Raw genomic sequence first — 23,685 nt, 5'->3', positions numbered from 1 at the left:
CGTTCGCGGCGGTCGGTATCGCCTCGACCCGCAAGCTGGGGATCGATCCGGACAAGGTGAACGTCAACGGTGGTGCGATCGCGATCGGTCACCCGCTGGGCATGTCGGGCGCGCGGATCGTGTTGCATCTGGCGCTGGAGTTGAAGCGCCGCGGCGGCGGTGTGGGTGCGGCGGCGCTGTGCGGTGGCGGCGGCCAGGGCGACGCCCTCATCGTCCGCGTCTGACACCGATTCGCTGTGGCATGACCCACACCTACTACGACGCTGCGTAGTCGTTGGGCACAATGGTGGCCATGGGCGAATTCTTCGACGTGAGCACCGTGGCCAAGCGGGTGCGTCTGTTCGGACTGCTGGAAGCGCCGTCGTGGGCGCTGTTGCTGCTCGGTTCCGTGCTCAAGCGGCTGCCCGAACCCATCACCTGGCCGGTGATGGTGTTCGGCATGCTGCACGGCATCATCTTCCTGCTGTACGCGGTGAGCCTGCTGCTTGCCTGGCGCGAATACGAATGGCCCGGTAAGACGATCCTGCTGGGTCTGCTCTCGACGGTGGTGCCGTTCACCTCGGTGTGGTTCGAGCGCTGGGCGATTCGGACCGGACAATTGGGAGAGCTGAGCCCTGCCGCGGGCCCGGCGCCCGCGGTGTCGTGACAAACTGGATGTTGTGACTCGACCTGCTGCACGTCGTCCCTCGCCCGCCGTTGCCGCTGCCATGTCCGGCGCGGTGGATCTATCAGCTCTGAAACAGCCGGCCGCCACGGACGTCCCGGGCGATCACGCCGTCACCGAGGCCGATTTCGAGACCAAGGTGCTGCGGCGATCGCTCGAGGTGCCGGTTGTCGTCGTCCTGTATTCGCAGCGCAGCCCGGGAAGTGTCGAACTGGTCAAGCTCTTCGAGCGGCTGGTCGGCAGCGCCGAGGGCAGCTGGGAGCTGGCCACCATCGAGGCCGAGCCGAATATGCGGATCGCGCAAGCCTTCGGGGTCCAGGGCATTCCGACCGTGATCGCGGTGGCCGCCGGGCAGCCGCTGGCCGATTTCCAGGGCTCGCAGCCCGAGGGACAGGTCAAGCAGTGGCTGGCCGCGGTCGTCGACGCGGTGCGGGGCAAACTCCCCGGCGCCGGTGACGATCAAGGCCAGGCGGCCGCGCCCGAGGATCCGCGGTTCGTGGCCGCCGAAGAGGCGCTCGATCGCGGTGACATCGCCGGGGCCGAAGCAGCCTACGAGGCGATTCTGGCCGCCGAACCCGCCAACGAGGAGGCCAAGGCGGCGTTGCGCCAGGTGCGGTTCTTCGGCCGCGCGCGCGAGCTGCCGGCCGATGCGATCGCGGTGGCCGACGCCGATCCCGGCAATATCGACGCCGCCTTCATCGCCGCCGATGCCGAACTGTTCAATCAGCAGCCCGAGGCCGCTTTCGATCGGCTGATCGGGTTGATCAAGCGGACCGCGGGCGACGACCGCAATCGCGTGCGCACCCGGCTGGTCGAACTGTTCGAGCTGTTCGACACCGCCGATCCGGTGGTGGTCGCGGCCCGGCGCAAGCTGGCGACAGCACTCTACTGAGGCACGCCCGGTCGCCGCGGTGGTCGACCGATCGGCCGTGACGACCGATAATCGGCGCAGGCGCCGACGGAATCCGCCGTCGGCGCGGGGACGGGAGGCCGATGTGACGGCGACGCTGCGTGGTCTGATCGGCGCCGCATGCGCCGTGGCGGTGCTGATGCCGGCGAGCAGCGCCGCGGCCCACGACGCGGCCACCCAGTTGATCCTCACCCGCACCGAACCCGACCGCTCGCCCCGCACCGTCACGTTGACCTGCGATCCGATCGGCGGCTCACATCCCGGCGCAGCTGCGGCGTGCGCGTATCTGGCCGATGCCGAACTGGCGTTACCCGATTCGGATTCCGCAGTTCGCTGTTTCCGGTACTACCCGGTGGAGTTGCGTGCGCACGGTACGGTTCGCGGCACCCCGGTGTCGATCGAGCACACCTATGGGTGTGTGGTCCCGGACCTGCCGGCGCCCTGGAAGTTCTGAGCCTGGATGACAAGGCGCACCGACCATCCGATCGCCACCGCGGTCTTCGACCATCACCGCGTGCGCGCGGTGCACGATCCGATCGCCGAAACCTTCCGGATCGCGGGCCGTATCGACGTCAGCGGCGGCTTGTTGCGCGGCGGTCTGCCGCGGGGCGAGGTGCGGGCCGTGGTCGCCGCGTTGCCACATCACGGTTTCACCGCTTTCTGGCCGCGAACGCAACACGGTGGGCACTGCGTCATCCGTTGCGGCCGTTGCCGATGCTGCGGTGGTGAGCGGGGGTCAGCCAGATGGCGCTGTTGGGGGCGAGGGTGACCTCCGCCGAATAGGGCCGGCCGTGCCAGGGGCAGGCGGATGCCGATACCGCGCCGAGGTTGCCGGTGCCGCTGCCGCCGTACGAGGTGGCGTCGGTGTTGAGGATTTCCCGCCAGGTGCCGGAGGCCGGCAGGCCGATGCGGTAGTCGCGGTGTTCCACGCCGGAGAAATTGAAGACGCAGGCCACGATCGAGCCGTCGGTGCCGTAGCGCAGGAAGGCGAGCAGGTTGTGCACGTGGTCGTCGGCCTCGATCCAGGCGTAGCCACCTGGCGCGGTGTCCTGCGTCCACAGCGCGGGGTGGGCGCGGTAGACGGTGTTGAGATCGGCGACGAGGGCGCGGATACCGTCGTGCAGGGGATTGGCGAGTTCCTCCCAGTCCAGTCCGCGATCGTGTGACCACTCCCGGAACTGGCCGAATTCCTGGCCCATGAACAGCAGCTGTTTGCCCGGGTGCGCCCACATATAGGCCAGCAACGCGCGAACGCCGCAGGCCTTGGCGTAGTCGTCGCCGGGCATGCGGGTCCACAACGTGCCCTTGCCGTGCACCACCTCGTCATGGCTGATCGGCAGCAGATAGTTCTCACTCCACGCGTAGACCGCCGAGAACGTGATCTCGTTGTGGTGCCAGCTGCGATGCACCTGCTCGCGCCCGAAGTAGCCGAGGGTGTCGTGCATCCAGCCCATATTCCATTTCAGGGTGAAGCCGAGCCCACCGACTTCCGTGGACCGGGTGACCCCCGGCCAGGTGGTGGATTCCTCGGCGATGGTCACCACGCCGGGATGCTCGGCGTGGACGACGGCGTTCAGCTCGCGCAGGAAGGCGACGGCCTCCAGATACTCCCGTCCGCCGTGCACATTGGGCTCCCAGCCGCCGGGCGGACGCGAATAGTCCAGGTACAGCATCGAGGCGACGGCGTCGACGCGCAGCCCGTCGATATGGAACTCCTCGAGCCAGAATCGCGCGTTGGCGACCAGGAAGTTGCGCACCTCGTTGCGGCCGTAGTCGAAAATGTAAGTGCCCCATTCCAATTGCTCGCCACGGCGAGGATCGGGATGCTCGTAGAGGGCAGTGCCGTCGAAGCGAGCCAGGGCCCATTCGTCGCGCGGGAAATGGCCGGGCACCCAGTCGAGGATGACGCCGATCCCGTGGGCGTGCAGGTGGTCGACGAAGGCACGGAAATCGTCGGGGGAGCCGAAGCGGGCGGTCGGTGCGTAGTAGGAGGTGACCTGATAACCCCAGGAGCCGCCGAAGGGATGTTCCGCTACGGGCAGCAGTTCGACGTGAGTGAATCCCTGGGCCCGAACGTATTCCGCGAGCTGTTCGGCGGCGGTGCGATAGTCCAGCCCGGGCCGCCACGAGCCGAGATGAATCTCGTAGACGCTCATCGGCTCGCGGGTGGGGTCGCGCCGGGCACGGGCGGCGCACCAGTCCTGATCGGTCCACCGGTAGCCGGCCTCGGCGACGACCGACGCGGTCGCAGGCGGGGTTTCGGCGGCGAAGGCCAGGGGATCGGCGTGGTCGGTGATCCGTCCGTCAGCGCCGTGGACGCGGTATTTGTAGCGCGTGCCCGCCGCGACGCCGGGTACGAACACCTCCCACACACCGGACGATCCGAGTCGGCGCATCGGTGTACTCGTTCCACCCCAGCTGTCGAAATCGCCGAAGACGGTCACACCGCGCGCGTTCGGCGCCCATACCGCGAACGACGTGCCGGTCACCTCGCCGTCGAGAGTGGTGTAGCGGCGGGGATGGGCGCCGAGTACCTCCCAGAGCCGCCCATGCCGTCCCTCACCGAGCAGGTGCAGATCGAGTTCTCCGACGGTCGGCAGGAAGCGGTATCCGTCGGCGGTGAGCACGGTCCGGCTGCCTGGATACGACACGATCAGGCGGTAGTCCCACAGATCCGGAAATTCGACCACGCCTTCGAAGACGCCGTGGCCGATGTGGTGCAGCGGATGGTCGGCGCCGCCGATGCGTACCGACACCGAATTGGCATGGGGGCGAAGGGCTCTGATCACCGTACCGTGCGGATGCGGATGCGCGCCGAGGACCGTGTGCGGGTCGGTGTGGGTACCGGCGGCCAGCAACATCAGATCGCGCCGATTCATCGGCGCGGCCGCCGTGCCGTGATCCGGCGTGCGGTCACCGGAAGGTCCTGCGGTAGGCCAATTCGGTGCGCGCGGCCGCGGAGACGGCCGGGAGAGAGAGGATGTGAGCGGGCGCGCGCACGGGGTCCAGCCGCACGTAATTGGTTTGTGCCCAGTGGTATTCCTCGCCGCTGATCTCGTCGTGGACCGTCGGACGGTCGTGCCATTCCCGTCCGATGGCCGGCATGTCGAGCGAGATCATCCCGTCCTCGGCGCCGAACGGGTTGAGGTTGACCACGACCAGCACCGCGTCTCCGGAACTCGGATCGACCTTCGAATACGCCAGCAGCGCCTCGTTGTCGATATGGTGAAAGGCGATGCAGCGCAGTTGTTGTAGCGCGGGATGGGCTCGGCGAATCTCGTTCAACCGGGTGATCAACGGTTCCAGCGACTCCCCCCGTGCCGCGGCCTCGGCGAAGCGTCGCGGACGCAGCTGGTACTTCTCGGAATCGAGGTATTCCTCGCTGCCCGGACGTACCGCCTGGTGCTCGAAAAGTTCGAAGCCGGAATACACACCCCAGCTCGGGCCCAGCGTCGCCGCCAGCGCGGCGCGCACGCCGAACATGCCCGGACCGCCGTGTTGGAGGCTCTCGTGCAGGATGTCGGGAGTGTTGACGAACAGATTGGGCCGGGCCTCGTCGGCCTTGGCGGCAAGTTCGCGGCCGAATTCGGCCAGCTCGTAGGCGCCGGTGCGCCAGGTGAAATAGGTATAGGACTGAGAGAATCCGCGCCGCGCCAGGCCGTAGAGCCGGGCCGGGCGGGTGAATGCCTCGGACAGGAAGATCACGTCGGGATCGGTCCGGCGCACCTGCGCGATCAGCCATTCCCAGAAGTCGGCCGGTTTGGTGTGCGGATTGTCGACCCGGAAGATGGTGACTCCCAAGGCGATCCAGTGCCGCACGACAGCCAGGACGGCGGCGTAGAGCCCGTCCGGATCGTTGTCGAAATCCAGCGGGTAGATGTCCTGATATTTCTTCGGCGGATTTTCCGCGAACGCGATGGTGCCGTCGGGCAGGGTGGTGAACCATTCCGGGTGGCTGCGCACCCACGGGTGGTCGGGCGCGCACTGCAGCGCCAGATCCAGCGCCACCTCGAGACCGAGTGCGCCTGCGGCACGGACGAATTCGGCGAAATCCGCCTCGCTCCCGAGGAGCGGATGGACGGCGTCGTGGCCGCCGTCCGCCGATCCGATCGCCCAGGGGGAGCCGAAATCATCGGGACCGCACGTCAGAGAGTTGTTGGGGCCCTTGCGATTCACTGTTCCGATCGGGTGGATCGGCGGCAGGTAGACGACATCGAAACCCATGGCCGCGATGCGTGCCAGTTCTTTCGTCGCGGTGGCGAAGGTGCCGTGCACCGGATTTCCGTCGGCGTCCCAGCCGCCGGTGGAGCGGGGGAAGAATTCGTACCACGAGCCGACCAGCGCTCGCCGCCGCTCGACCAGCACGGTGTGGGCCGGACCGCGTGTCACCAGATCGCGCAGCGGTGTCTCGTGCAGAATTTCGGCCACCTCGGCGCTGAAGGCGGGCGCCACCCGCGCCGGCAGTTGCGCATCGCTGCGCAGCGCGGCCGCGGCGGCACGCAACTTCTCCCACTGGCGTTTCGGCACCGCCTGGGCCGCACGTTCGAACAGCCGGGCGCCGATCTCGAGATCGTTGGCCAGATCCGCCGCGCTCTGGCCGACAGCGAGTTTCGCCTCGACCGCGGCACGCCATCCGGTGATCGGATCGCCCCAGCCTTCGACGCGAAAGGTCCACAGCCCCGGGGTATTCGGGGTGAAGACGGCGTTGAAGACATCGGGTTCGAACTCGGGCGCCATCCGGATCCGCTGGGTGCGGCCGCCGCCCGGTCCGCGCACGGCCAGGGTGGCCCCCACCGCGTCGTGGCCTTCGCGCCACACCACGGCTCGCACCGGGACCACCTCGCCGACCACGGCCTTGGCCGGATATCCGCCCGCGACGGCCGGGGCGGTGTCATCGATGGCGATGCGACCGGTCACGGCACCAACCGTACCGGTAGTGCGGGGGCGATCACGAACACGCGCGACGTGGGCCTGGACAATTGCGGCCCGCAGGTGCCCGTGGCAGACTTTCCGGGGCGTTGGTTCCGTTTCTGGTGGACGCCGGTGCGGTGCGGACGGCCGGCACGAACGACTTCGCCGAGAGAGCCGAGAGAAAGGAAATTGCGCATGACAAGAGTGCAGGGGCAGACCGTGGAGATCGCGACGCCCGACGGTGACGCCGACGCGTACGTCACCTATCCCGCGGCGGGCGGGAAATACCCCGGTGTGTTGCTGTACATGGACGCGTTCGGACTGCGTCCGAGCCTGCGCGCCCTAGCCGACGATGTCGCCGCGGCCGGATACACCGTGCTGGTCCCCAACGTCTTCTACCGGCACGGCCGGGCGCCGCTGGTCGAGTTGCCGGATTTCATCGACCCGCAGCAGCGTCCGGACCTGTTGGCCACGATCGTCCCGATGCTGCGGGAGCTCACCCGCGATCTCGTGGTCCGTGACGCCGGTGCCTACCTGGACTGGCTCACGGCGTTCGAGCACACGGCCGACGGGCCGATCGCCGCCGCCGGCTACTGCATGGGCGGCCGGTTGGCGGTGTACACGGCCAGCGCGTTCGGTGACCGGATCGCGGCCGCGGCCGGATTCCACACCGGGGGATTGGCCGTCGACGGCCCCGACAGCCCGCATCTGGCGGTCGAGACCGCCACGGCGGAAATGTATTTCGGCCACGCCGACCAGGATCACTCGCTGCCGCCCGACCAGATCGAGACGTTCGACAAGGCGCTGGCCGCGGCCGGAGTGCGCTACCGCACCGAGGTCTACCCCGGCGCACACCACGGTTACACCCAGGCCGACACCGCGGCCTACGACCGTGAAGCCGATGAGCGGCACCGGCGCGAACTGCTGGCGCTGCTCGCTCGGACGCTGCGGGGATAGCATCTTTCGCAGCAGGTCAGCGCGCTGGCCAGGCCTCGGCGTGCGGGGTGCGGCCCGGTGCCGCCGTGTAGGGTCTACCCGGTGAAGGCATTGCGTCGTTTCACTGTCCGTGCCCATCTGCCGCAGCGGCTGGCCGCCCTCGGTGAGCTGGCCGCCAATCTGCGGTGGTCGTGGCACGGGCCCACTCAGGATGTGTTCGCGCAGCTGGATCCCGAGTTGTGGGTGCGGGTCGGCCGCGATCCGGTGCGGATGCTCGGCGAGGTGGACGCGGACCGGCTCGACGAGTGGGCCGCGGACCCCGATTATCAGGCGGCCGTCGACGCCGCCGAGGCCGATCTGCGGGTCTATCTGACCAGACCTCGCTGGTTCGCCGAACATATCGCCGCGCAGCCGGAAACCCCGGCGCCGCGCGGTATCGCCTACTTCTCCATGGAATTCGGTGTGACCGAGGTGCTGCCGAATTACTCGGGCGGGCTGGGGATTCTGGCCGGTGACCATCTCAAGGCCGCCTCGGATCTGGGATTGCCGCTGATCGGCGTCGGACTGCTGTATCGGTCCGGCTATTTCCGGCAGTCGCTCACCGCCGACGGCTGGCAGGCCGAGCGCTATCCCGACCTCGATCCGCAAGGTCTGCCGCTGCGGCTGCTGGCCGAGGAGGGCGCCCCGGTGCTCGTCCACGTGCCCATGCCCGAGAGCCGGGTGCTGCGGGCCCGGGTGTGGATCGCGCAGGTGGGGCGAATTCCGTTGCTGCTGATCGATTCCGATATCAGCGACAACGATCCGGAACTGCGGGCGGTGACCGATCGGCTCTACGGCGGCGATCAGGACCATCGCATCAAACAGGAGATCTTGGCCGGCATCGGCGGCGTGCGCGCGGTCCGTGCCTACACCCGGGCTCGCGGTCTGCCGGATCCGGACGTATGGCATATGAACGAGGGCCACGCGGGATTTCTGGGGATCGAGCGGATCCGCGAATACCTCGCGGGCGGAATGGATTTCGACTCCGCGCTCGCCGCGGTGCGCGCCGCGACCGTCTTCACCACGCATACTCCGGTGCCCGCCGGCATCGACCGCTTCGCCGCCGGGCTGGTCCGGCGCTACTTCGGCGGCGCCCACGGGGAACGGGAATCGCCGCTGCTGCCGGGAATTTCGGTGGACCGGATCCTGGCGCTGGGACGTGAGGCCGATCCTTCGGTATTCAACATGGCCCACCTCGGTTTACGACTCGCCCAGCGCGCCAACGGTGTTTCGCGTTTGCACGGCGAGGTCAGCCGCGACATGTTCGCGCCGCTGTGGCCCGGATTCGACGCGGCCGAGGTGCCGATCGGTTCGGTGACCAACGGTGTGCACGCCCCGACCTGGGCCGCTCGCGAATGGCTCGAGAAGGCTCGTGAGGTGGTCGGGCCCGAGCTCGTGGCCGAGGCACGCGGCTGGGAACAGTTGCGGTTCGTGGATCTGCACGAGCTGTGGGAGACCCGGGCGACGCTGCGTGCGGTGCTGGTCGCCGAGGTACGTCGCCGGCTGCGGGAATCCTGGCTCGAACGCGGCGCGGCCCCGGCCGAATTGGGCTGGGTGGACGAGGTTTTCGATCCCGGGGTGCTGACCGTCGGATTCGCCCGGCGGGTGCCCACCTACAAGCGGCTCACGCTGATGCTGCGCGATCCGGACCGGCTGCGCGCGTTGTTGCTCGATCCGGAGCGGCCGCTGCAGCTGGTGGTCGCGGGAAAGAGCCATCCCGCCGACGACGGGGGTAAGGCGCTGATCCAGCAGGTGGTGCGGTTCGCCGACGACCCGGCGGTGCGCCACCGCATCGTGTTCCTGCCCGATTACGACATGTCGATGGCCCGCTACCTGTACTGGGGTTGCGATGTGTGGTTGAACAATCCGCTCCGTCCGCTCGAAGCCTGTGGGACCTCGGGGATGAAGGCCGCGCTCAACGGCGGCCTCAATCTCTCCATCCGCGACGGCTGGTGGGACGAGATGTACGACGGCGACAACGGTTGGGCCATCCCGACCGCCGACGGCGTCCGCGACGAACATCGGCGCGACGATCTGGAGGCGGCCGCGCTGTACGAGATGCTGCAGCGCTCGGTGCTGCCGCGGTTCTACGAGCGCGACGAATCCGGCCTGCCGGTGCGCTGGATGGAAATGGTGCGCCACACGCTGCGCACCCTCGGCCCGAAGGTGCTCGCCTCGCGCATGGTCCGCGACTACACCACCGGCTACTATCTCCCGGCCGCCGGTTCGTATGGTGCGATCGCGGCCGACGACTTCGCCGGGGCGCGGGAGCTGGCCGAATACCGCCGCCGCCTCGAGGGGGCGTGGTCGCAGGTGAAAGTCCTTCAGGTCGACAGCTCCGGCCTGCCCGACATTCCGGTGATCGGGGCGGAACTGTCGCTGTGGGCCCGCATCGATCTCGCCGGGCTGTCCGTCGGCGACGTGGTGGTGCAGGCCGTACTGGGCCGGGTCGGTTCCGACGACGAGCTGACCGATACCGAGGTCGTCGACATGGACCACATACGCACGGATGCCGGCACCGAGCAGTTCGCGGTCACCACGCCGGTGCCGCATTCCGGTGCCGTCGGATATACCGTCCGCGTGTTGCCCAGACATCATTTGCTGTCGAGCCCCGCGGAACTTGGATTGGTGGCCGCGGCGCGGCCGTAGAGCGTCTGGTCAGCGGGGATATCGGGGAGTGATCTGCCCCATGTTCGCCGATCCGAATGGCATCGAGCGGTCCGGGACCGATACGGTGCCCTCGGCGCAGTCCGATCGGTCCGGGGCGAGGGTGGAGAGCAGTAGATGAGCAGTGTCGACGTCCTGGCACGGTCCAAGGGACGCCTCGATTCCTATTTCGGGATCGCGAGGCTCGGATCGACCATGAAGCGCGAGCTCATGGCGGGCACCGTCACCTTCCTGGCGATGTCCTACGTGCTCGCGGTCAACCCGGCGGTCCTCGGCGACCACGGTCAACTCGGATCGCGCGGCATTCCGACCCAGGCGGTGTTCACCGCGACCGCGGTGGCCGCGGTGGTGGGCACGCTCGTGATGGGGGTGTGGGCGCGCTACCCGATCGCGCTCGCGCCCGGGATGGGGCTCAACGCCTTCTTCGCGTATTCGGTCGTGCTGGGGATGGGGATCGACTGGCAGGTTGCGCTGTCGGGCACGCTGCTGTCGGGCATCATCTTCTTCATCCTCGCGGTGACCAAGATCCGCGAGAAGATCATCGATGCGATTCCGCTGCAGCTGAAACTGGCCGTCGGCGCGGGAATCGGTATGTTCGTCGCCTTCCTCGGCCTCAAGAACGCCGGGATCGTGGTCTCGGATCCGGCGACCTTCGTGCACCTGGGTGATTTCACCAAGGGGACCACGCTGCTGGCTTTGTTCGGGCTGCTGGTAACGGTAGTGTTCCTGGTACTGGGCTGGCACGGCGCCGTGCTGTACGGCATCGTCTGCACGACCGTCGTCGGCATCGTCAGCGGCCTGGTGCATCTGCCGCATCAGGTGGTGGCGCTGCCGCACGGGCTGGACCAGACCTTCGGCCAGGCCATCGTGAATCTGCCGCACGCCTTCACCGGCCAGATGGCGATCGTCGTGCTGACCATGCTGTTCGTCGACTTCTTCGACGCCTCGGGCACCCTGATCGGAATCGCCAACCAGGCCGGGCTGCTCGGGCCCGACGGGAAGCTGCCGCGTGCCGCACAGGCGCTGGCCGCCGATTCGATCGGTACCGCCGCGGGCGCGATCATCGGCACCTCGACGACCACCGCCTATGTCGAATCCACGGCCGGTGTCAGTGCGGGCGGGCGAACCGGGCTCACCGCGGTGTCGACCGCGGGGTGGTTCCTGGCCGCGATGTTCTTCTTTCCGGTCTTCGCGGTGGTGGCCGACGTTCCCGCCGTGACGGCGCCGGCGCTGATCGTGGTGGGTGTGCTGATGTCGCGGGCGCTCGGCGACATCGATTGGAGCAAGCTAGAGTTCGCGATTCCGGCGTTCATCACCGTGATCATGATGCCGCTGACCTACTCGATCGCCAACGGAATCGCGATGGGGCTGACCTTCTATCCCGTCGTCATGGTCGCGCGGCGGCGGGGGCGGGAGGTGCACCCGGTCATGTGGGTGCTGATGGCGGTCTTCCTCGCGTACTTCTTCTTCCTCGCCGATTAGACCGACCCGGCGGCCGCCGATGAGTTCGGCGGAGATTCCTCGTCTTATGGGCAAGCCTTACGGAACGAACCGCATGGAATGACCCGTGAACCGGGTTCGGTTGGTCACCGTGTTATCAATCGGACCGTGGTCCGATTTGCTTTCGCCAACTAACGAGATGAGGACTCCGACGATCATGACCGCCAATCCCGAGTCCCGGACCGCCGCCCGCCCGCTGGAATTCCGGACCGCGGCCGATCCCTTCGCCGCCGATATCGGCCTGCTGCTGCTGCGGCTGGTCTTCGGCGGACTGCTGTTCGTGCACGGCACTCAGAAACTCTTCGGCTGGTTCAATGGCGACGGCCTGTCCGCGACCGCCGACGGATTCCAGCACATGGGTTACGACCCCGGGAAATTCTTCGCCACGCTCGCCGGGCTGTGTGAGGCGGTCGGCGGCGGTCTGCTGTTCCTCGGGCTGGTGACGCCACTGGCTGCTGCGATCGTGCTCGGCACCATGATCAATGCGATGCATGTGACCTGGCCGCACGGGCTCGCCGGATACGAATCCGCCCTGTTGTTCGCGGTGGTCGCGGCGGTGCTGGGCTTCACCGGTCCGGGCCGGTTCTCGGTCGACCACGGGCGGCCGTGGCAGCGGCACGGCATCGTGTGGGGAGTCGGTGCGGTCGTGATCGGCGTGGTGGCCGCGGTGATCACTTTGCTGGTGAAGTAGTTTCGCGGGCCGGGTGATATGAGTGTCCCCACGTCGCGTGCAGGGTTCGCGACGCGGGGACCTCGGATACTCCGATGTGGGAATTGGGGTGCACCGGAAGTATCGTTCGCCAACTTACTTCCGAACAGAAGTAGGTTCCCAGTCGATGTGGCTGGTGTCACATAACGGTTCGGTTCAGTTTTCGGCGGCGGCGGTCAGGTCGGCGGCCGTGGCGGTCAGGCGCCGTAGTGCCTTGGTGACAACCTCGGGGTCGGAGGTCTCCCAGTACGGCGGCAACGAGGCGCGCAGATATCCGCCGTACCGGGCCGTCACCAGCCGGGGATCCAGAATCGCCACTACGCCGCGATCGTGCACGCTGCGTAGCAGCCGTCCGGTGCCCTGAGCCAGCAGCAGGGCGGCGTGGTTGGCCGCGATGGTCAGGAAGCCGTTGCCGCCGCGTGCCTGGACGGCCTGCTGCCGGGCGACCAGCAAGGGATCGTCGGGCCGGGGAAAGGGAATCCGGTCGAGAATGACCAGGCTCAGCGACGGTCCCGGAACGTCCACGCCCTGCCACAGCGAGAGCGTGCCGAACAGTGACGTCGCGGGATCGTCGGCGAAGCGGCGGACCAGGGTGCCGGTGGCGTCCTCGCCCTGGCAGAGGATCGGCGTGTCCAGGCGTTCGCGCAGGATCTCGCTGGCGGCCTTGGCGGCGCGCATCGAGGAGAACAGCCCCAGCGTGCGCCCGCCGGCCGCCTCGATCAGCCGCTCGATCTCGTCCAGGTAGGCCGGGGCCAGGCCGTCGCGGCCGGGGGCCGGCAGATGTTTGGCGACGTAGAGGATGCCGGATTTCGCGTGATCGAAGGGTGAGCCCACATCCAGCGAATTCCAGCGCATGACCGAGGTGTCGGCGGGAGCTTCGGCTCCGTTGGCCAGGGCCGGGTCGATGCGGCGGATGCCCTTGTCCGCGCGCTCGGCGCTCGGGACGTCGGTTCCGGCGCGATCGGGTGTCTGCGGGGGCAGCCCCCACGTGACGGCCAATCCGTCGAAGGATCCGCCGACCTGCAGCGTGGCCGAGGTGAGAATGACCGTCGCGGCGCCGAACAACCGGCTGCGCAGCAATCCGCCCACGGAGAGCGGGGCCATGTGCAGCGTGCGCCGGGCGACGCCGCGCACCTCGTCCACGGCCAGCCACAGCACATCGCGGCGGGCCGCGGGATCGGGTTCCTCGAACGCCGTCAGCGCGCGCACGGCCGTATCGTGTACCTCTTCGACCGCGGCCACCGCGATATTGCGGGCCGCTGCGGCCTCCGGATCGCCTGGTGGCGCACCGGAACCGGGAGGCGCGAGGGCGGTGCGGACGGTCCAGGCGGCGTCGCGCAGCAGAGCCAGGACCTGATCGCCGCCGGCGGGGAGCTCGTCCCAGCGGCCCGCCGGCAGATCCTCGAGCAATTCGTGCCAAGCCTCCGCCGCGCCCTCGAGCCGGTCGAGATCGCCCTCGTCGACGAGTTTGGCGCAGCGCTTGGCCGCGGCGGTGATGGTGGCGGTGGACAGTTCCGCGGTCGCCACGCCGGTGACCCGGTCCACCAGTTCGTGCGCCTCGTCGATGACGACCACATCGTGTTCGGGCAGCACCTGGATACCGCTGATGGCATCGATGGCCAGCAGCGCGTGGTTGGTGACCACCACATCGGCCTGTCCGGATTCCGCGCGGGCGCGTTCGGCGAAGCAGTCGGTGCCGAACGGACAGCGCGATTTGCCCAGGCATTCTCGCGCCGACACGCTGACCTGGCGCCATGCCCGGTCGCTGACGCCGGGGACCAGTTCGTCCCGGTCGCCGGTCTCGGTGTCGGAGGCCCACTCGTTGAGTCGCTGCACCTCGCGCCCGAGCCGGGAGATCGCGAAGGCGTCGAACAGTTCGGTCTCCGGTGGTTCGTCCGGGATCGCGCTGTTGATCTTGTGCAGACACAGATAGTTGTTGCGGCCCTTGAGGATCGCGAATCGGCCGCGCCGGCCCAGTGGTTTCTCCAGCGCCTGCGCCAACCGCGGCAGATCGCGGTCCACCAACTGCCGCTGCAGCGCGATCGTGGCGGTGGACACGACGACCGTCCGTCCGCTCTGCACCGCGTGCCGCAGGCTCGGCACCAGATAGGCCAGCGACTTGCCGGTGCCGGTTCCGGCCTGGACGGCCAGGTGCTCCTTGGTGTCGATGGAGTGCGCGACCGCGGCCGACATCGTCTGCTGACCGGTGCGCGCGGTACCGCCGAGTGCTTCCACGGCGGTCGCCAGCAGGGTCGGTACGGGCGGGAGTTCGGGCACTCAGGAAGACTAGCGCCCCCTGCCGACAATCGACCCGACCGGCGGTGGTCGCCCGTGCGTGCCCGCTCCCGTCTGCGCGAGGTTGTGCACAAGCCGGGAGTTGTCCACAGGGGCGTCGGGGTGACGCCGGATCCGGTGGCCGCGTCCGGGACGGCCAGTAGGGTTGGCGGTGATCCGCATCAGGGGGTGCGGTACGGGGAAGGAGACGCGCGTGGAGCCGGATTACCGCACCTGGATCGCCGGGGGTTCGCACCTGGAACTGAGTGGCCACCGGATCTTCCACCGGCAGGACGGCCCGAGCGACGGGCGGCCGGTGACGCTGCTACACGGATATCCGACGTCCTCGCACGACTGGGTCTCGATACTGCCCGCCCTCACCGAATCCGGCTGCGGGGTAACGACTCTGGATTTCCTCGGCTTCGGTGCCAGCGACAAACCGCGCGGGCACGACTACCGGATGACCGAACAGGCCACGCTGGTCGAACAGCTCTGGCAGCGGCTCGGAATCACCGGCACCGCGCTCGTGGCACACGATTACGGGGTCAGCGTGGCACAGGAGTTGCTGGCCCGCGACAGTGCGCGGGTACGGCGGATGGCCTGGCTCAACGGCGGCCTGTACCCGGACCTGTACCGGCCCTTGCCGATTCAGCATCTGATGACCACCCCGATCGGCAAGATACTGAATCCGCTCATGTCCGAGACGACCTTCCGGATGACGCTGCGCAGGATCCTGGGGCGCCCGGTCTCCGATGCCGATCTGCATCAGATGTGGCTGGCGATGACCGACGGCGGCGGTAAGCGCGTGCAATGGGCGCTCAATCGCTACCACGCCGAGCGTCGGGCCAACGCCGAACGCTGGCAGCGGGCACTCGAAAGTTATCCCGGCCCGGTGCTTTTCGTTTGGGGCCCGGCCGACCCGATCAGCGGTGGACACCTGCTGCCGCGACTGCGGGAACGGCTGCCGAAGGCGCGTTTCGAGGTGTTGGACGCGGCGCCCGCGACCGGTCACTACCCGCAGGTCGAGAACCCCGGACCGGTGGCCGCCGCCCTGGTGGAATTCCTGGCCGCGGACTCCTAGTCCATCTCGCGGCGGTGGTCCGGCGTGCGCCGCGGACCGTGCCGGCGTCGCGATCGGGCAAGGGGCCTTCGCCGCCCGCTCATGTGTTCGTGGGCACGCTGCCCGCCAACTCCACTCCGGCCGCCCGCAGACCTTCCAGCGCGGTGGCGGTCGTCTCGGGTGACACCGCCGCGGTGAGATGCAGCAGCACCCGCGTGGACAGACCGGCAGCGCGGGCATCGTCGGCGGTGGCTCGGACACAGTGGTCGGTGGCGATTCCACAGATGTCCACGGCGTCGATGCCGTTGCCGCGCAACCATTCCGCGAGCTCGACCGCATCATTGGTCGAACCCTCGAATCCGGAATAGGCGGCACTGTAAGCGCCCTTGGAGAACACCGCGTCCACCGCGGAGATATCGAGATTCGGATGGAAATCCGCACCCGGCGTGCCGGCCCGGCAGTGCGGCGGCCAGGTATCAACGAAATCGGGACGATCGGAGAAATGAGAACCCGGATCGATATGGAAATCGCGAGTGGCGGCGATCGCGGCATAGTCGCCGCGGTGCGCGGCCAGATAGTCGCTGATCTGCCGGGCCACCGCGGCGCCGCCGGAGACCGCGAGGGAGCCGCCCTCGCAGAAATCGTTCTGCACATCGACGACGATGAGTGCTCTACCCATCTCCCGCACCTCGTTTCGCGCCGGTTGCCTCTACTTCATTGTAGGAATGTGGTCGCGACAGCCGGTTCGCCCGCGGACAGTTTCAGACCTTCCCAGGGCAGGCTGACCAGCCCGCGTGCCACCAACTCCCGGCTGCTCGCCAGGTCCGGTGAATCGGCTACCGGCTCGCCTTTGCGAATGATCGGAATCAGCAGATCCCGCACCTCGTACCCATTGCCGGTGGGTCGGGGCGCCGCGGCCGGATACACGATCTCCTCGACGATGGTGCCGGTATCGCGGGACAGTCGGACCGCGCGCTTGGTGCCGCCTCGCGACTGTTTGTGGCTACTGCGCTTGGCCACCGGGACGCCCTCGACCTCCACCAGCTTGTAGACCATTCCGGCGGTCGGCGCGCCCGACCCGGTGACCAGTGACGTGCCCACGCCGTATACGTCGACCGGCTCGGCGCGGAGGGCGGCGATCGCGTATTCGTCCAGATCACCGGACACCACGATGCGGGTGTGTTTCGCGCCGAGGGCGTCGAGCTGGTCGCGCACCTGCCGCGCCAACACGCCCAAGTCGCCGGAATCGATACGCACACCGCCCAATTCGGGCCCTGCCACCTCGATCGCGCGGGCCACCCCGGCGGTGATGTCGAAGGTGTCCACGAGCAGTGTGGTGCCGATGCCCAGCGCGTCCACCTGACTGCGGAATGCCGCCGCCTCGTGCTGTCCGTCGGGGCCGCTGTGCAACAGCGTGAAGGCGTGCGCGCTGGTGCCGGCGCCGGGAATCCCGTAGCGCCGCACCGCCTCCAGATTCGAGGTGGCGTCGAATCCGGCCAGATAGGCGGCGCGAGCGCAGGCGGGAGCGGCCAGTTCGTGAGTGCGGCGCGAACCCATCTCGATCATCCGGCGCCCCGCGGCCGCGCTGACCATACGGGCCGCCGCGGCGGCGATCGCACTGTCGTGATTGAGGATCGACAGGATCAGCGTCTCCAGTACCACGCACTCGGCGAAACTGCCCCGCACCGACAGGATCGGCGAGCCGGGGAAGTAGAAATCACCTTCCAGGTAGCCGTCGATATCGCCGGTGAAGCGGAAATCGCGCAGCCACTCCAGGGTTCGCGGGTCCAGGAATCGCGCTGCCACAGCGAGTTCGGCTTCGCCGAAACGGAAGTCCCGCAACGCGGTGAGCAACCGGTCGGTACCCGCGACAACGCCGTATCGGCGGCCGTGTGGCAACCGGCGAGCGAATACCTCGAAGGTGCATTGCCGTTGTGCCGAACCGTCGGCCAGGGCGGCCGCGAGCATGGTCAGCTCGTACTGGTCGGTCAGCAGGGCGGTGCTCGCGGCGGCGGCCGATGTGTCCACCCGGCCACTGTAGACATACCGGACGCGCGGCGGCGCGGATGGGCTTCGGGACAGCACGGCGCGGGTGTTGTTAATCCGGAGGCGCGTCGTACTCTGAGGGTATGGGTCTGTGCATGAGAGACGCCGTCCGGATCGCCGCCGGTCCGGTCGGCGCGAACCAGGCAGCGGCGCGAGTGACGGGCCCGCAGGACACGGCGTGGCTCGGGCAGTCGTGGGCGGGGCGGAGCAGCCGCGTATGCGTCGTGGCCGGACAGTTGTCGGCGGCTCAGGCCACACCGGAAGCCGTCGAGGTCACCGAGATCCTGGAGGCCGAGGATCGGCCGTGGGTCACGGTGGTCTGGGACGACCCGGTGAACCTGATGCACTACGTCACCTACATCTTCCAAAAGCTCTTCGGTTACAGCAAAGCCAAGGCAACCGAGCTGATGCTGCAGGTACACAACGAGGGCAAGGCGGTGGTGTCGTCGGGGTCCCGGGACAGGATGGAGCACGACGTTCAGCGTCTGCATGCCGCCGGACTCTGGGCGACCATGCAACGTGACCAGTGACCGCGACGGCTACGGTAGCCCCGTGCGCAAGTGGAGCAGGAAGAACTCGCTGAGCGGGCTCAAGCTGCGGTCGGAAATGGACCCCAGGGAGGCGGACGTCCTGCGTTCGCTGGTGGGGGCGGTAACCGGACTGCTCACCGATCGGGCCCGGTCCACTCCCGAGGACGATCTCGCGGAGCTGACCGGACTTCGCACCGGCAACAGCGTTCCGCCGGAGGACCCGCGCCTGGCGCGGCTGCTGCCCGACTTCCATCGCAAGGAACCCGGTTCCCCGGACGCCGACCGCGCCGATCTCAACAGCGCCCTGCGCAGCCTGCACGAACCCGACATCATCGACGCGAAGGTCGCCGCCGGCATGGTGGTCCTGGAAACCCTGCCCGAGCGCGGCGGCAAGATCGTGCTCACCCCCGAACAGGCCGACGCCTGGCTGAACGCGCTCAACGACGTGCGGCTGGCGCTCGGCACCGCGCTGGGCATCGACGCCGATACGCCGGACCAACTCGAGCCGGACGACCCTCGCGCCCCGCACCTGGACGTCTACCACTGGCTGACCTGGATGCAGGATTCGTTGCTGCACGCCCTCGCTCCCTGATTCCGCTCTCGCGCGGATGCCGACCTCTGCAGGAGGACATGTGACTTCGGTGCCGGGTCAACGCGATGCGATCACCGATGTGGCAGGTGTGCTCGTCGGCCATCATCACGAACTCGATCCGGACGCGACTCCGGGTTCCGGCGCCGCGACTGGCTGCACCGTGGTGCGCGTGCCGGGCGGCGCCACCGCCTCGGTCGACGTGCGCGGCGGGGGACCGGGTACCCGCGAGACCGATCTGCTCGATCCCGGACAGACGGTGCGGCAGGTGCATGCGGTGCTGCTCACCGGCGGCAGCGCCTACGGGCTGGCGGCCGCCGACGGGGTGATGCGCCGGCTGGAGGAGGACGGCGAGGGCATTCCGATGGATCCGGCCGATCCCTCCCGGGTGGTGCCGATCGTGCCGGGCGCGGTGATCTTCGATCTCCCGGTGGGAGCGTGGGATATCCGGCCGACCGCGGAATTCGGTTATCGCGCAACGGAATCGGCGAGTGCGGTGTTCGAGCGCGGCAGTGTGGGCGCCGGTACCGGCGCGCGCGCCGGCTCCCTCAAAGGCGGAATCGGCACGGCCAGTGTGCATTTCACCGCGGGCCCGGCCGACGGTCACACCGTCGGGGCGTTGGTGGTCGCCAATCCGGTCGGCTCGGTATTCGATCCGCGTACCGGTCTGCCGTGGGGAGCCGGTACCGACGGACCGGAGCATTTCGGTCTGGCACCCGCCACCGCCGAAGCGCTGGCCCGCGCCAATGCCCTACCGGTGAAGGGAACGGTGCTCAACACCACCATCGGTGTGGTGGCCACCGATGCCGCGCTGGATCCGGCGGGATGCCGTCGCCTCGCCGTCACCGCGCACGACGGGCTGGCGCGCGCGATCCGCCCCGCCCATTCCCCGCTCGACGGCGACACGCTGTTCGCGCTTGCCACCGGCACGGTGACCACGGAATCGAATATCGCACTGCCACCCGCGTTTCCGGCGGATCTGCCGCTGCTCGACGAACTGTGCACCGCGGCCGCGGTCTGTGTGGAGCGGGCGATCGTGGACGCGATCTTGCGGGCTAGCCCGGTGGCGGGTATTCCGACCTACCGCGAGTTGTTCGGCTGAGTGGTGTCCGGCACCGGCCGAGGTCTTCCGTCGCCGTCCGAGGCGCTATATCAGGCCCGGCCGCGCGGTGGGTGGGAATAGCCGAATATCCTCGGCCGTTGACGGCAGCGATACGGCCCGTGCGGGCCGGGCGCGTCGTGCGGTGAGCGGAAGGATTCGAACTGTGCTGGTGATCAGGGCCGATCTCGTGGATGCGATGGTGGCGCACGCCCGCGCCGATCATCCCGACGAGGCCTGCGGTGTGATCGCCGGCGCCGAGGGCTCCGACCGTCCCGAGCGATTCGTGGCGATGATCAACGCCGAGCGCTCGCCTACCTTCTACCGGTTCGACTCCGGCGAACAGCTGCGGGTCTGGCGGGAGATGGACGACCGCGACGAGGAGCCGGTGGTGATCTACCACTCGCACACCGCCACGGAGGCCTATCCCAGCCGTACGGACATCTCGTACGCGTCCGAGCCGAACGCTCACTACGTGCTGGTGTCCACCCGTGACCCGCACGAGCACGAACTGCGCAGCTACCGGATCCTCGACGGTGTGGTCACCGAGGAGCCGGTGAAGATCGTGACCGAATACCCCCGGGCCTGAGCCCGACGCGTCCGCGAACCAGGCGACCAGAAGAAACAGGAGCACCCATGTCGGTAACCGTGTCCATCCCGACCATCATGCGCACCCTCACCGGAGGTGAGAAGCGGGTCCAGGCGACCGGTTCCACCCTCGCCGAGGTGATCGGCGACCTCGAGGCCAACTACCCCGGACTCGAACAGCGCCTGCTGTCCGACGGCAAGCTCAACCGCTACGTCAACATCTACGTCGACGACGAGGACGTTCGCTTCGCCGGTGGGCTGGAGGCCGAGGTTCCGGCCAACGGATCGGTGACCATTCTTCCTGCCGTCGCCGGAGGCGGCCTGGACAGCACCGTCGCCGGAGGCGGCCTGGACAGCACCGTCGCCGGAGGCGGCCTGGACAGCACCGTCGCCGGCGGCGCGCTCGGCCGCTGATTTCCGTGGCACGCTACGAATCGCTGATCGAGACCCTCGGCAACACCCCGCTGGTGGGTCTGCGGACGCTCTCGCCCAAATGGGACGGTGACGACCACGTCCGGCTGTGGGCCAAACTCGAGGACCGCAACCCGACCGGGTCGATCAAGGACCGCCCTGCCCTGCGCATGATCGAACAGGCCGAGGCCGACGGCACCCTGCGGCCCGGCTGCACGATTCTGGAGCCGACCAGTGGCAATACCGGCATCTCGCTGGCCATGGCGGCCAAGCTCAAGGGCTATCGCCTGGTCTGTGTGATGCCGGAGAACACCTCGGTCGAGCGGCGGCAGCTGCTGACCATGTTCGGTGCCGAAATCATCGACTCGCCGGCCGCCGGTGGGTCCAACCAAGCCGTCGCGAAGGCCAAGCAGATCGCCGCCGAACATCCCGACTGGGTGATGCTGTACCAGTACGGCAATCCGGCCAACGCCGACGCGCACTATCAGGGCACTGGCCCGGAGATCCTGGCGGACCTTCCGGAGATCACCCATTTCGTCGCCGGTCTGGGCACTACCGGGACCCTGATGGGAACCGGCCGTTACCTGCGCGAAAACGTCGCGGAGATCGATATCGTGGCCGCCGAGCCGCGCTACGGCGAACTGGTCTACGGCTTGCGCAACATCGATGAGGGCTTCATTCCGGAGCTCTACGACGAATCGGTGCTGACCTCGCGGTTCTCCGTCGGGCCCTACGACGCGGTGCGGCGCACCCGGGAGCTGGTACTGGAGGAGGGCATCTTCGCCGGCATCTCCACCGGTGCGATCCTGCACGCCGCCCTCGGTGTGGGCAACAAGGCGCTGCGCGCGGGCAAGCGGGCCGATATCGCGTTCGTGGTGGCCGACGGCGGATGGAAATACCTGTCGACCGGCGCGTACGACGGCACGCTCGAGGAAGCCGAGGAACGGCTCGAAGGCCAACTCTGGGCGTAACTCCGGTGGACCGGCCGAATCGCCGGTCCGAGTCCGGTTTCTCGCCGCGGCGGTACCGTTGAGGGCGAGCGACCGGACGGCCGGTCTCGCGAGGAGGTGATGGCGGTGGCCGAGCAGATGGGTTCGTCCTTCGACCCGGATCGGATTGCCGCGCTGCGGGCCGAGCTGCAGAAGTCCGCGGGAACGCCCGCCGGTTCCGTACCGTCCGGTTCGCAATTTCCGCCGTCGCGGCCCGTTCCCGATACGCCGGTATCCGAGTCCGGGCGTACCGCCGCGCTGAAGTTGTTGTGGCAGCGGGCAATTGCGATGACCCTCAGCTTCGTCGCGCTGCTGTACGCGGTCGAGGGGGTCGACACCGTCTCGCATCACGACCTCGACGGTGCGGGGGTGCGGCCCCGGACGGCCGCGGGTCTGGAGGGCATCGTCTTCGCCCCCGTGCTGCACGCGAACTGGGCGCATCTGATCGGCAACACCCTGCCGGTGATCGTGCTCGGACTGCTGACGCTGCTCACCGGGATCGGTCGCGGTCTGGCCGCGACCGCCATCGTCTGGGTCGTGGCGGGGATCGGCACCTGGCTCACCGGGGCGAGCGGTTCGGTGCATATCGGCGCCTCGGTCCTGGTGTTCGGCTGGCTCACCTATCTGATCTCGCGCGGCCTGTTCACCCGCAACCTGGGGCAGATCCTCGTGGGTGTCGTCGTGGGTCTGCTCTACGGCTCGATTCTGTGGGGTGTGCTGCCCGGCCAGCCCGGAATCTCTTGGCAAGGGCATCTTTTCGGTGCGATGGGTGGACTACTGGCCGGCTGGGTACTCTCATCGAGTGAACGTCGTCATCGTCGCGGGGAGAGTGCCGGCCGCCTCGCATCGTCGGGGTGACCGCGGACCCGCCCGGCGATTTGGGGGATCCCCAGTTGAGTGAGAATGCAGCGTGGCAGCATGGGGAAATGCGACTCACCGTCCTCGGGTGTTCGGGCAGTGTGTCCGGCCCGGATTCCCCTGCGTCGGGCTATTTGCTGACCGGTCCGGAGATGACGCCCACCGTGCTCGATTTCGGTCCCGGCGTGCTGGGTGCGTTGCAGCGCCACCTGGATCCCGGTGAGGTCGACATCTTCCTCACCCACCTGCACGCCGATCACTGCCTGGACCTGCCCGGATTGCTGGTGTGGCGGCGGTATCACCCGCACCCGCCGACCGGGAAGGCCATCGTGCAGGGCCCGTCGGATTCGGCGCTGCGGATCGGCAACGCCTCGGCCGAGATCGGCGGCGAATGTGACGACTGGTCCGATGTGATCGATATGCGCCCCTGGGAGGAGGGCGCCGAGGTGCGCTTCGGTCCCGGCCACACGGTGGTCGCCCGCCGGATGTACCACCCGCCGGAGTCCTACGGTCTGCGCATCACCACCGCCACCGGCCGCACCCTGGTCTACACGGGTGACACCGCGTTGTGCCCCGCTGTTTTCGAACTCGCGGAGGGCGCCGACATCCTGCTGTCGGAAGCCTCGTGGACGCACGATCCGGCCAATCGCCCACCGGGAATTCACCTTTCGGGTACCGAGGCCGGAATGATCGCCGCCCGTGCGGGTGTCGGCGAACTGCTGCTCACTCACATACCGCCGTGGATCTCGCGCGAAGACGTCATCGCCGAGGCCAAGGAACAGTTCAGCGGGCCCGTGCACGCGGTATCGCCGGGCGAGGTCATCGACATCTGAGCACGCACCCCGCCGGGGCCGATGGGCTGTGTCGCACCCGGGGCCGTTGCTCTGTGCCCCGCCGGGGGAGGG

The 23,685-nt window shown here is 68.4% G+C and carries 20 protein-coding genes and 2 pseudogenes; 17 read left to right on the top strand and 5 right to left on the bottom strand.

Annotated elements, in window-relative coordinates:
• The 4 genes and pseudogenes from C5E41_RS28910 to C5E41_RS28895 all read left to right on the top strand — a co-directional run.
• Positions 1–224, top strand: a pseudogene (locus C5E41_RS28910) (acetyl-CoA C-acyltransferase); the annotation flags it as partial.
• A gap of 68 nt (positions 225–292) precedes the next feature.
• Complete coding sequence (locus C5E41_RS28905) at positions 293–646, top strand: DUF3817 domain-containing protein (protein WP_104378893.1); 354 nt, start codon at positions 293–295, stop codon at positions 644–646.
• Between the two features lie 61 nt (positions 647–707).
• The gene (locus C5E41_RS28900; protein WP_104378880.1) at positions 708–1,556 is read left to right on the top strand and encodes a tetratricopeptide repeat protein; all 849 of its coding nucleotides are present in this window, start codon (positions 708–710) and stop codon (positions 1,554–1,556) included.
• 103 nt (positions 1,557–1,659) lie between these two features.
• Positions 1,660–2,028, top strand: a complete 369-nt coding sequence (locus tag C5E41_RS28895) for an SSI family serine proteinase inhibitor (protein WP_146097725.1) — start codon at positions 1,660–1,662, stop codon at positions 2,026–2,028.
• A 238-nt stretch (positions 2,029–2,266) separates the two neighbouring features.
• Here the strand turns inward: C5E41_RS28895 and glgB are convergent, their stop codons facing one another.
• Entirely contained in the window at positions 2,267–4,453 is a 2,187-nt protein-coding gene (glgB, locus tag C5E41_RS28890; protein WP_104378878.1) for a 1,4-alpha-glucan branching protein GlgB, read from the bottom strand.
• A 34-nt stretch (positions 4,454–4,487) separates the two neighbouring features.
• The gene (locus tag C5E41_RS28885) at positions 4,488–6,491 is read right to left on the bottom strand and encodes an alpha-1,4-glucan--maltose-1-phosphate maltosyltransferase (RefSeq protein WP_104378877.1); all 2,004 of its coding nucleotides are present in this window, start codon (positions 6,489–6,491) and stop codon (positions 4,488–4,490) included.
• A 189-nt stretch (positions 6,492–6,680) separates the two neighbouring features.
• Here C5E41_RS28885 and C5E41_RS28880 point away from each other — a divergent pair, with 189 nt between their 5' ends.
• From C5E41_RS28880 to C5E41_RS28865, 4 genes are all read left to right on the top strand, one after another.
• Complete coding sequence (locus tag C5E41_RS28880) at positions 6,681–7,442, top strand: dienelactone hydrolase family protein (RefSeq protein ID WP_104378876.1); 762 nt, start codon at positions 6,681–6,683, stop codon at positions 7,440–7,442.
• An 81-nt stretch (positions 7,443–7,523) separates the two neighbouring features.
• On the top strand, positions 7,524–10,109 hold the full coding sequence (glgP, locus tag C5E41_RS28875) for an alpha-glucan family phosphorylase (RefSeq protein WP_104378875.1): 2,586 nt from the start codon (positions 7,524–7,526) through the stop codon (positions 10,107–10,109).
• Positions 10,110–10,244: 135 nt separating this feature from the next.
• On the top strand, positions 10,245–11,609 hold the full coding sequence (locus C5E41_RS28870) for an NCS2 family permease (RefSeq protein WP_104378874.1): 1,365 nt from the start codon (positions 10,245–10,247) through the stop codon (positions 11,607–11,609).
• Between the two features lie 175 nt (positions 11,610–11,784).
• A complete protein-coding gene (locus C5E41_RS28865; RefSeq protein ID WP_104378892.1) occupies positions 11,785–12,318 on the top strand; it encodes a DoxX family protein in 534 nt (177 codons plus the stop codon).
• Between the two features lie 174 nt (positions 12,319–12,492).
• Here C5E41_RS28865 and C5E41_RS28860 read toward each other — a convergent pair whose 3' ends face one another.
• Positions 12,493–14,613, bottom strand: a complete 2,121-nt coding sequence (locus tag C5E41_RS28860) for an ATP-dependent DNA helicase (protein ID WP_104378873.1) — start codon at positions 14,611–14,613, stop codon at positions 12,493–12,495.
• Between the two features lie 211 nt (positions 14,614–14,824).
• Between C5E41_RS28860 and C5E41_RS28855 the strand changes: the two genes are divergently transcribed.
• Positions 14,825–15,691 carry an alpha/beta fold hydrolase gene (locus C5E41_RS28855; RefSeq protein WP_104378872.1) on the top strand — a complete coding sequence of 289 codons (867 nt, stop codon included), beginning with the start codon at positions 14,825–14,827 and terminating at the stop codon, positions 15,689–15,691.
• 79 nt (positions 15,692–15,770) lie between these two features.
• On the opposite strand, the gene C5E41_RS28850 is transcribed toward C5E41_RS28855, so the two are convergent.
• Positions 15,771–16,349, bottom strand: a complete 579-nt coding sequence (locus C5E41_RS28850; protein ID WP_104378871.1) for an isochorismatase family protein — start codon at positions 16,347–16,349, stop codon at positions 15,771–15,773.
• Positions 16,350–16,384: 35 nt separating this feature from the next.
• Positions 16,385–17,698, bottom strand: a complete 1,314-nt coding sequence (locus C5E41_RS28845; RefSeq protein WP_104378870.1) for a nicotinate phosphoribosyltransferase — start codon at positions 17,696–17,698, stop codon at positions 16,385–16,387.
• A 242-nt stretch (positions 17,699–17,940) separates the two neighbouring features.
• Between C5E41_RS28845 and clpS the strand changes: the two genes are divergently transcribed.
• From clpS to C5E41_RS28805, 8 genes and pseudogenes are all read left to right on the top strand, one after another.
• Positions 17,941–18,246: an ATP-dependent Clp protease adapter ClpS gene (gene clpS / locus C5E41_RS28840; protein WP_104378891.1), complete on the top strand. Its 306-nt coding sequence runs from the start codon at positions 17,941–17,943 to the stop codon at positions 18,244–18,246.
• Positions 18,247–18,268: 22 nt separating this feature from the next.
• On the top strand, positions 18,269–18,838 hold the full coding sequence (gene aosR, locus C5E41_RS28835) for an oxidative stress transcriptional regulator AosR (protein ID WP_104378890.1): 570 nt from the start codon (positions 18,269–18,271) through the stop codon (positions 18,836–18,838).
• 40 nt (positions 18,839–18,878) lie between these two features.
• Positions 18,879–19,937 carry a P1 family peptidase gene (locus C5E41_RS28830; protein ID WP_258081327.1) on the top strand — a complete coding sequence of 353 codons (1,059 nt, stop codon included), beginning with the start codon at positions 18,879–18,881 and terminating at the stop codon, positions 19,935–19,937.
• A gap of 163 nt (positions 19,938–20,100) precedes the next feature.
• Complete coding sequence (locus C5E41_RS28825; protein ID WP_030516111.1) at positions 20,101–20,523, top strand: Mov34/MPN/PAD-1 family protein; 423 nt, start codon at positions 20,101–20,103, stop codon at positions 20,521–20,523.
• A gap of 47 nt (positions 20,524–20,570) precedes the next feature.
• Positions 20,571–20,840: pseudogene (locus tag C5E41_RS28820) on the top strand (MoaD/ThiS family protein); the annotation flags it as partial.
• Between the two features lie 101 nt (positions 20,841–20,941).
• Complete coding sequence (locus C5E41_RS28815; RefSeq protein ID WP_104378867.1) at positions 20,942–21,904, top strand: cysteine synthase; 963 nt, start codon at positions 20,942–20,944, stop codon at positions 21,902–21,904.
• Between the two features lie 99 nt (positions 21,905–22,003).
• On the top strand, positions 22,004–22,780 hold the full coding sequence (locus tag C5E41_RS28810; protein ID WP_439956553.1) for a rhomboid family intramembrane serine protease: 777 nt from the start codon (positions 22,004–22,006) through the stop codon (positions 22,778–22,780).
• Between the two features lie 68 nt (positions 22,781–22,848).
• Positions 22,849–23,613 carry a cyclic nucleotide-degrading phosphodiesterase gene (locus C5E41_RS28805; RefSeq protein ID WP_104378888.1) on the top strand — a complete coding sequence of 255 codons (765 nt, stop codon included), beginning with the start codon at positions 22,849–22,851 and terminating at the stop codon, positions 23,611–23,613.
• Positions 23,614–23,685 lie beyond the last annotated feature (72 nt).

Origin of the sequence: Nocardia nova, from assembly GCF_002933465.1 — a bacterium.
Lineage (GTDB): Bacteria > Actinomycetota > Actinomycetes > Mycobacteriales > Mycobacteriaceae > Nocardia > Nocardia nova_B.
The sequence above is the reverse complement of the archived record's forward strand: the minus strand, read 5'-3'. Positions and strand labels throughout refer to the sequence as shown.